Origin of the sequence: Brevibacillus sp. NRRL NRS-603, from assembly GCF_003013445.1 — a bacterium.
Lineage (GTDB): Bacteria > Bacillota > Bacilli > Brevibacillales > Brevibacillaceae > Brevibacillus > Brevibacillus formosus.
In genome coordinates this window covers 1-8,065 of sequence record NZ_PXZN01000086.1, presented here as the reverse complement: position 1 = coordinate 8,065, position 8,065 = coordinate 1, and the positions used below count along the sequence as shown (strand labels likewise).

The 8,065-nt window shown below is 44.5% G+C and carries 4 protein-coding genes and 1 pseudogene; 2 read left to right on the top strand and 3 right to left on the bottom strand.

Annotated features, from left to right (window positions below; all coding sequences use genetic code 11):
• Positions 1 to 251 precede the first annotated feature (251 nt).
• Together C7R94_RS28205 and gyrA are read right to left on the bottom strand one after the other, a co-directional pair.
• Positions 252 to 1,337, bottom strand: a complete 1,086-nt coding sequence (locus C7R94_RS28205) for an HD-GYP domain-containing protein (protein WP_197238384.1) — start codon at positions 1,335 to 1,337, stop codon at positions 252 to 254.
• Between the two features lie 165 nt (positions 1,338 to 1,502).
• On the bottom strand, positions 1,503 to 4,034 hold the full coding sequence (gyrA, locus tag C7R94_RS28200; protein WP_106785872.1) for a DNA gyrase subunit A: 2,532 nt from the start codon (positions 4,032 to 4,034) through the stop codon (positions 1,503 to 1,505).
• A gap of 564 nt (positions 4,035 to 4,598) precedes the next feature.
• Here gyrA and C7R94_RS28195 point away from each other — a divergent pair.
• Together C7R94_RS28195 and C7R94_RS28190 are read left to right on the top strand one after the other, a co-directional pair.
• Complete coding sequence (locus C7R94_RS28195; protein ID WP_106785871.1) at positions 4,599 to 5,324, top strand: response regulator transcription factor; 726 nt, start codon at positions 4,599 to 4,601, stop codon at positions 5,322 to 5,324.
• Positions 5,321 to 6,685 carry a sensor histidine kinase gene (locus tag C7R94_RS28190; RefSeq protein WP_106785870.1) on the top strand — a complete coding sequence of 455 codons (1,365 nt, stop codon included), beginning with the start codon at positions 5,321 to 5,323 and terminating at the stop codon, positions 6,683 to 6,685. Before C7R94_RS28195 ends, C7R94_RS28190 begins: the two co-directional genes overlap by 4 nt.
• A gap of 59 nt (positions 6,686 to 6,744) precedes the next feature.
• Here the strand turns inward: C7R94_RS28190 and C7R94_RS28185 are convergent.
• Positions 6,745 to 7,963, bottom strand: a pseudogene (locus C7R94_RS28185) (MFS transporter).
• Between the last annotated feature and the right edge of the window lie 102 nt (positions 7,964 to 8,065).

Here is an 8,065-nt window from a genome sequence, read left to right as displayed (position 1 = left end):
CAGTTTTCAAAGAGCATTTTGTTCGTCTCTCTCGAGGCGACTTTTCTATCTTATCATACCGCCTAAGCTTTTGCAAGATGTTTTTTAAAAAATCTTGTTCCGCTTAGCGGCGTCTTCTTGAAGTGTTGCTTCAATCGAAGCGACAAGAAGTATCTTATCACGTATTCTTAAACAACACAAGAGGTTTTTATAATAAAATTGAATTTATTTAAACTATATTAAAAGAGAGGCGAATCACTCGCCTCTCTCCTTTACTGTTCCATTACTCTCACAATTGATAAATGTCGCGCTTCGACTAAGTTTACGATTTTTCCACCTGTTTCAACCATTGGTCTCGTTGGGTGATTACGATCTGTAAATACGATCTTCCCAATCGTTCCATCACTTAATTCAACGAGCGTTCCTACAGCGAATTGAGTGATCCCCTCCACAAATGTCCGAACAATGGTAGGGTCAAGTTTCCCAAAGCTATCCTGCACTAATTGCTCTACGACTTGATAGGGAGACAACGCCTTTTGGTGGACACGATCCGAGCTCATTGCATGATACACATCGGCCACAGCGACAATTTTACTGTATAAATGCAGTTTAGATCCAGGCAAACCTAGCGGATAGCCTGAACCATCTTCTCGCTCATGATGTTGCAAAGCCGCTAATGCTACACCTTCACTTAAACCGTGGGATGACTTAATAATTTGGTATCCATAAACGGTATGCTTCTTCATCTCTTCGAATTCGTCTGGTGTAAGCTTCCCTGGTTTTTGCAAAATCCGCCGGTCAATTTTCGTTTTTCCTATATCGAGCAATGTACCGGCCAATGCTACCTGCATCCATTCCTTTTCAGGTACCTTGACCCATTTTGCAATCATATAAGAAATAATCCCAACCGCTACGGCATGCTCGTAGGCATAGCTATCCATCTTTGAAAAGCGCCGAAGGGAGAGAAGAACTTGTGGTTGCTGCTGAAACTCCGTAATAATCGGCGTTACAACTTCTCTGACTTCCATAACTGGTATGTTATTGCCGCCTTGTACGCGGGTCATCAAATTTTTCAGTGTAGACACTGCTTTATCAAATGACTCCTGAAACACAGGTTTCGTCTGGGTAAACTTCTCAGAAGCTTCTGGCGTATCTACCTTAGTGGGTTCACCTTGGTCAGTCACAGCCCCTCCTGAATCCTCTACTTGTACCTGCTTGATCATGAACGCTTCTAAGAATTGAACTTCTCGTTCATAGAGAGGGGTTCCTTTTGCAAAAAGAATGCCTCCCAATGCTGTAAATACGTCTTCAGCCAATTTCGCTCCAAGAGTCAGTTGTTTCACTTCCACATTGGGCAACCTGCTCACCACCCGATCCAACTTGTTAATGATATAGTATCCATTTCCCAATTTTACTTCAAACCCAAACCATTTGCAGGAAAAAAGCAATGGGTTGGACAAACTTTCTGCACTTATACGAAAAAACGCCCCACATTATGCGGGACGCTCTTGTCGTGATTTTCTTTATTCCTCTGTCGGTTCAGTAGGCTCGGTTGCTTCAACTTCGACAGTCTCTCCATCTTGCAGATCTTCGATTCTCTCTTCCGCATCTTCATCTGACAGGTCCTCTTCTTCAGTTGGAGGACACTTGGCGACTGATCCCACTTGCTCATTTTCAGACAGACGGATCAGTTTTACACCTTGCGTGTAGCGCCCCATCACAGAAATACCTTTCATTTCTGTACGAATGATGATACCGGAAGTGGTAATAATCATCAGATCTTCTTCAGGCTCAACAACTTTCAGACCAACAACTGGACCGCTTCGATCCGTTACATTGTGTGTCTTAATTCCTTTACCGCCACGAGATTGAATGCGGTATTCATCGACAGGAGTCCGTTTTCCGTAACCATTCGCCGTTACAATGAGCACTTCTGCATTCGGTTTGATAACGTCCATATCGATGACATCATCATCGTCGTCAAGGGTAATCCCCTTCACACCGGTGGCGTTACGTCCCATCGTGCGTACGTCTCCCTCATTGAAACGGACGGACATGCCTTTGTGAGTACCCATGATGATTTCTTGTTGGCCATCCGTCAGACGAACACCAATCAACTCATCATCTTCGCGTAGGTTAACCGCAATCAGTCCGCCTTTGCGAATATTTTCATAGGACTCCAGCGTGGTTTTCTTAATAATCCCCTTCTTGGTCGCAAAGAACAGGTAGTGTTCTTGATCAAACTCCTTCACAGGAATTACCGCACTAACCCGCTCCCCTTTTTCAATCTGAATGAGATTGATGATTGGGGTACCTTTCGCTGTCCGGCTCAGATCAGGAATCTCGAATCCTTTTAGGCGATAAACCTTCCCTTTGCTCGTGAAGAACATGATGTAATCATGCGAGTTGGTAATGTACAGATGCTCGACAAAATCGTCATCCTTGGTTCCCAACCCCTGCACGCCACGTCCACCACGTTTTTGCGAACGGTAGGTGGAAACAGGCAGACGCTTGATATAACCGTCATGCGTCAGGGTGATGACCACATCTTCCTCTGGGATCAAATCTGCATCTTCGATATGATTCTCATCGAAAGTAATTTCCGTGCGTCTTGCATCGCCAAACTTCTCTTTGATCTCACCCAGCTCATCGCGGATGATCGCGTAGATTTTGGCTTCGTCTGCAAGAATAGCACGCAGTTCTGCGATTTTTACCATGAGCTCTTGGTATTCGTTCTCGATTTTTTCTCGTTCCAAACCAGTCAGGCGTTGCAAACGCATATCGAGAATCGCCTGTGCTTGCTCGTAGGACAACGAATAATTCTCCATGAGTCCTGTGCGAGCTTCTTCCGTGGTTTGAGAAGAACGAATCAAGCTGATAATCTCGTCAATATGATCCAATGCAATGCGCAAGCCTTCTAAGATATGCGCACGGGCTTCTGCTTGCTTGAGATCGTATTCGGTCCTTCTGCGGATAATGACACGCTGGTGCTCCAAATAGTAGTAGAGCATGTCGCGCAGATTCAATACACGCGGACGACTGTCAACGAGTGCCAGCATATTCACACCAAATGTAGACTGCATTTGGGTATGCTTAAATAGATTGTTCAATACAACCTTTGGAATGACGTCACGGCGCAATTCCATGACGATACGCATTCCTTTGCGGTCAGACTCATCACGAAGGTCGGTAATGCCTTCGATTTTTTTCTCACGCACTAGCTCCGCAATTTTTTCCACGAGTCTAGCCTTGTTCACCTGATAAGGGATCTCTGTTACGATAATGCGCGGTTTGCCTTTCCCATCCTCTTCAATCTGGGTTTTGGCGCGCATAATAATGGAACCACGGCCTGTTTCATAGGCACGGCGAATACCACTGTAACCAAGAATCTCCCCCGCTGTAGGGAAGTCAGGTCCCTTGATGATTTTCATCAAGTCTTGAATCGTAATATCAGGATTGTCGATCATGGCAATGACACCATCAATAACTTCCGTCAAGTTATGCGGCGGAATATTGGTAGCCATACCTACAGCAATCCCTGATGCCCCGTTCAAAAGCAAGTTCGGGAAACGAGAAGGCAATACAACCGGCTCTTCTTTGCGTCCGTCGTAGTTAGGAGTGAAATCGACCGTTTCTTTATCAATATCGCGCAAAAGCTCCAGCGCGAGCTTGGAAAAACGCGACTCCGTATAACGCATCGCCGCTGCCGGGTCGCCGTCTACAGAACCGAAGTTCCCTTGCCCTTCAACCAGCATGTAGCGCATGTTAAAATCTTGGGCCATACGTACCATCGCTTCATAGATGGAAGAGTCACCATGCGGATGGTAGTTCGCCATTACTTCCCCGACAACGTTTGCCGATTTACGGAACGGCTTGTCAGGAGTAAGGCCCATATCGTGCATGGCATACAAAATACGCCTGTGTACAGGCTTCAAACCATCGCGAACGTCAGGCAAAGCCCGACTGACGATAACGCTCATCGCATAGCTAATGAACGATTCTCTCATTTCGTGGCTAATATCGACTTTTGGAAACCGAGCAGTTTCTTCTGCCATAAAGGGTAAACCTCCAACTGGTTATCACAATACTTCATTATACCATATAGAGAGAGGACACGTCCAAAAAATCCAGTTGAATCAATTCATTTCCTCAAGATTTCCCTCCGATTTTGATTATACACTCTCGATTTTCGCATTATCCCTAAATATTCCAACTTTGTTTCACGCTGGGTCACACACAAAACAAAAAAGGCCCCTACATTCTGGCGCCTAGAAGTTCATGTTTTTTTACTTGTATTTATCATCATCTTTACAGCTTTACGACCATTTCTAATTCAGTGAAGCGAATCATTGTCTTTGTATCGATTAACAATCCGAACGTAATTGCGACCATCTGTAGTAGTTTTCTCATAGTGTATCCCTCCGTTTATTGAATGTACTTTGATTTTACAGGGAATAAACACGTAGTCCTATCGATTTGGGTTTCAACTTCCTTACACTATTGTAAGAAACGTAGAAAAGTAAGTATGGGAAAAGTGTGGGAAATGCCTACAACAACTGATTAAGTCTGTTTGAAGATGTACAATAAAGTGAGAATCCTAAGGTTGGCGGAGGAATCCTATGAAGACCTTTCACATTGCTATCGTAGACGACGACATCAATATTCGTCAGATCGTCGAAGCCTATCTGCAAAAGGAAGGCTATGTTACAACTGCCGTTGAATCAGCCGAAGAGGCTATTACATTAGAGCAAGAGAATCCCCCGGATCTATGGGTTTTGGACATCATGTTGCCAGGTATGAATGGCTATGAGTTTTGCCGACGTATCCGTGCCGGCTCAGAAACGCCTATCATCATGGTTTCTGCACGCGACGAAGAAGTAGACAAGATTCTTGGACTAGAGCTGGGAAGCGACGACTATCTCACCAAGCCTTTTAGCCCTCGAGAATTAGTAGCACGCGTGAATCGGGCACTCCAACGTTGGAAACAAATGAAATCCCATGCTGAAGAATCCCCGTTCATTACGAAAGATAGTAACCCGAAAGAAACAGCTAACAACGCTCTTATATTAGATAAAGAAAAACGTCTCGTGTATTCTTTTGGGGAGGAAGTAGAGGTAACCTCGAAAGAATTTCAGGTGCTCAGCCTTTTATCTGAACATCCGAATCGGGCTTTTTCCCGTGATGAGCTGCTCTCCCTTGTATGGGGATACGATTATTTTGGAAGTGATCGAGTGGTTGATGATCTCATTCGTCGTATTCGGAAAAAGCTGGACAAGATCCCTCTCGAAACCGTTTGGGGCTTTGGGTATCGCCTGCGAACTTTGGAAGGAACGAAGGATGAATGAGTATCCAATTTCGCATTACGTTGATGTTTGCCCTTCTTCTCTGCCTTGTCATGGGGGTATCAGCTGTCCTGATCAATTCGTTTTTGCTGGATAATTTAATTGAGCAGCAAAAAAATGAATTAAACCTAAAAGGTCGATTCTGGATTGAAAAAATGAACGAATCGAATGTAAAGATTGAAACAGAGGGAGTCGCAGAACTTGAAAAGCTTCTCGTCTCCAATCGCAAGATAGAAGTTCTGCTCTTAGGCAAAAAGAAAAAAGTACTCTACACGTCCCTGCCGTCTTCCAATTTGAGCGAGTGGATGGATGCCCTTGAGCGTAAAGCGGAGAAAAGGCAAAATCGAAACATATGGATGGTCGGAAGCGATGATTACGTGGTCGTTAACTTGCCTTTTAAAAACGACGATAAGCAACGACTGATTCTGGCCTCTCCTGTACGCGGACTAAAAGACATTCGTATGGAGATGACGAATAATATATTGCTCATCGTCTTGATTGGAGCTGTATCTACCATTTTGCTCAGCTTTTTTATTACACGTAGTATGGTGAAGCCACTCCATAAATTGACGAGAGAAATAAAAAAGGTTCAAGCACGGCGTTTTTCCGAAGTCCAACTCATTCCTGCTCGCGGTGAAATTGCTGAAGTCTCGAATAGTGTTTACTCCATGGCACAAGAACTGGATCGTTTTCATGAAATCCAGCGGCAATTTTTACAGAATGCTTCCCACGAACTAAAAACCCCTCTCATGTCCATCCAAGGATATGCCGAGGGAATTCGCGATGGCGTTTTTGTTGATGCTGCTGCTGAAAAAGGTTTTGATGTCATCGTAGAGGAAACCAATCGACTGAAGCATATTGTGACTGAAATTATCCTGTTAGCCAAGCTTGAAGGGGAAGAGAATTTGTTTGATCCCTCGTGGCATTCTGCTACCGAACTGGTAACTCGGGCCATTGAGTGTTTACACCCTCTGCAGCTCCAACACAATGTAACGATTTCAGTACGTCCAATTAAAACCAATGACGTAGTGTACGTAGATGAAGGAAAGTTTCTTCAAGCCTTGTTGAACATCATTGGAAATGCTTTGCGCCATGCTAAGAAACAGATCACGATCGAAATTAAACCTAGCAAACGCCAACTCCAAATAGAAGTGCAAGATGATGGGGAGGGCATCCCGGAAGAACTTCTCCCCCATTTATTTCATCGTTTTGTGAAAGGAAAAAATGGTGATGTTGGACTGGGGCTAGCTATTTCTCGAGCAATTATTGAACGTTCGCACGGCCATCTCCAAGCAGAAAATGGTCCACTTCACGGCGCTGTTTTCCGCATCATCCTCCCCTTGTATCCGCAGCCTGAAAACTAACTAACACCCGAGTGATCTAGTGTCTACTCGGGTGTTTTCTTTCCATCATATATTTACCGCTACATGTTCCCGGAAATTTTCGCCGCGAGCGCGTTCCTTCCAATCCGTATAACCATGACAGAAGCAATCAAGCAAAATATTCCCGCAATGATAAACATGATGAAGTAACTATTCAACATGGTATAAATGACTCCTCCACCGTAAGCGGCCACAGCAGCACCTAATTGATGTGCAGCCAATATCCACCCAAACAAAATTCCTGATTGCTGTTTTCCAAAAATATCAGTTGTCAACCTAAGTGTTGGAGGAACCGTGGCTACCCAATCTAAGCCATAGAAGACAATGAATAAGCCCAGAGTAAACGTAGATGAGGATAGCACTGCAGGAAGCAGCATTAACGAAAATCCCCGTAAACCGTAATACCAAAACAAGAGCCAACGATTGTTAAAACGATCCGATAGCCAACCCGACGCCTGCAGGAATGCCGTACTCCATACAAGCAGCTATAAAATGAGTACCGATTAAACCATTTGTAGAGAGACCGCAAATAAAAAAGCTGCCAGCCAACAACCAGAAATCAAAGGAACGAGATCCTTTTAGTAAACCATCAACAGCTGCACGAAAAGGGTTTTGCTTGCTATCCTCTATTTCTTTATCAACTTCCGTCGCACCAAATGCCTGAAGCCCCTTATCACTTGGTCGATCACGTATCAAGATAGCCACAATCGGAACCAAAATCAAAGCTGCTATTGCAATCACCCACGATGCCGTACGCCAGCCATCTGATTCAGCTAAGCTTGCAAGAAGAGGGAGAAATACCAGCTGTCCTGTTGCACCACTCGCCGTTAATATCCCCATAACCAATCCTCGTTGCTTCACAAACCAGCGATTTGCGATCATCGCTCCCAATACGGAAGCCGTGCATCCTGAACACAGTCCAACAACGACTCCCCAAAGTACAGTCAGTTGCCAGGAGGCATACATCCAAATCGTGAGGGAGGAGCCCAATGCTAAAAGGATAAGAGCAATGATCGTGATACGCCTTATTCCAAATCGATCCATGACTGCTGCTGCAAATGGTCCCACCAATCCGTATAGCAATAGGTTAATCGACAACACTATGGAGATAGAAGAGCGACTCCAACCAAATTCTTGTTCAACAGGAACCATAAAAACACCAGGAGCTGAGCGAATTCCGGCACCAACCAAGAGAATAAAAAAGGTGACACCCGCAATAATCCAGGCATAGTGGAGCCGACTCGAAGAAGCTTGTTCCATAATGACATGACTCCTTTTTCAAAATGATAGACGTCAGAAATTTCAGTTTTTGGATAGTACAAAAAAACCATCCGAGCTGGATGGTTTCTTTTATTCCCTGAA

Coding starts and splice junctions, on each gene's coding strand:
- gyrA (WP_106785872.1), bottom strand. CDS start 4,034: ATGGCAGAAGAAACTGCTCGGTTTCCAAAAGTCGATATTAGCCACGAA.
- C7R94_RS28195 (WP_106785871.1), top strand. CDS start 4,599: ATGAAGACCTTTCACATTGCTATCGTAGACGACGACATCAATATTCGT.
- C7R94_RS28190 (WP_106785870.1), top strand. CDS start 5,321: ATGAGTATCCAATTTCGCATTACGTTGATGTTTGCCCTTCTTCTCTGC.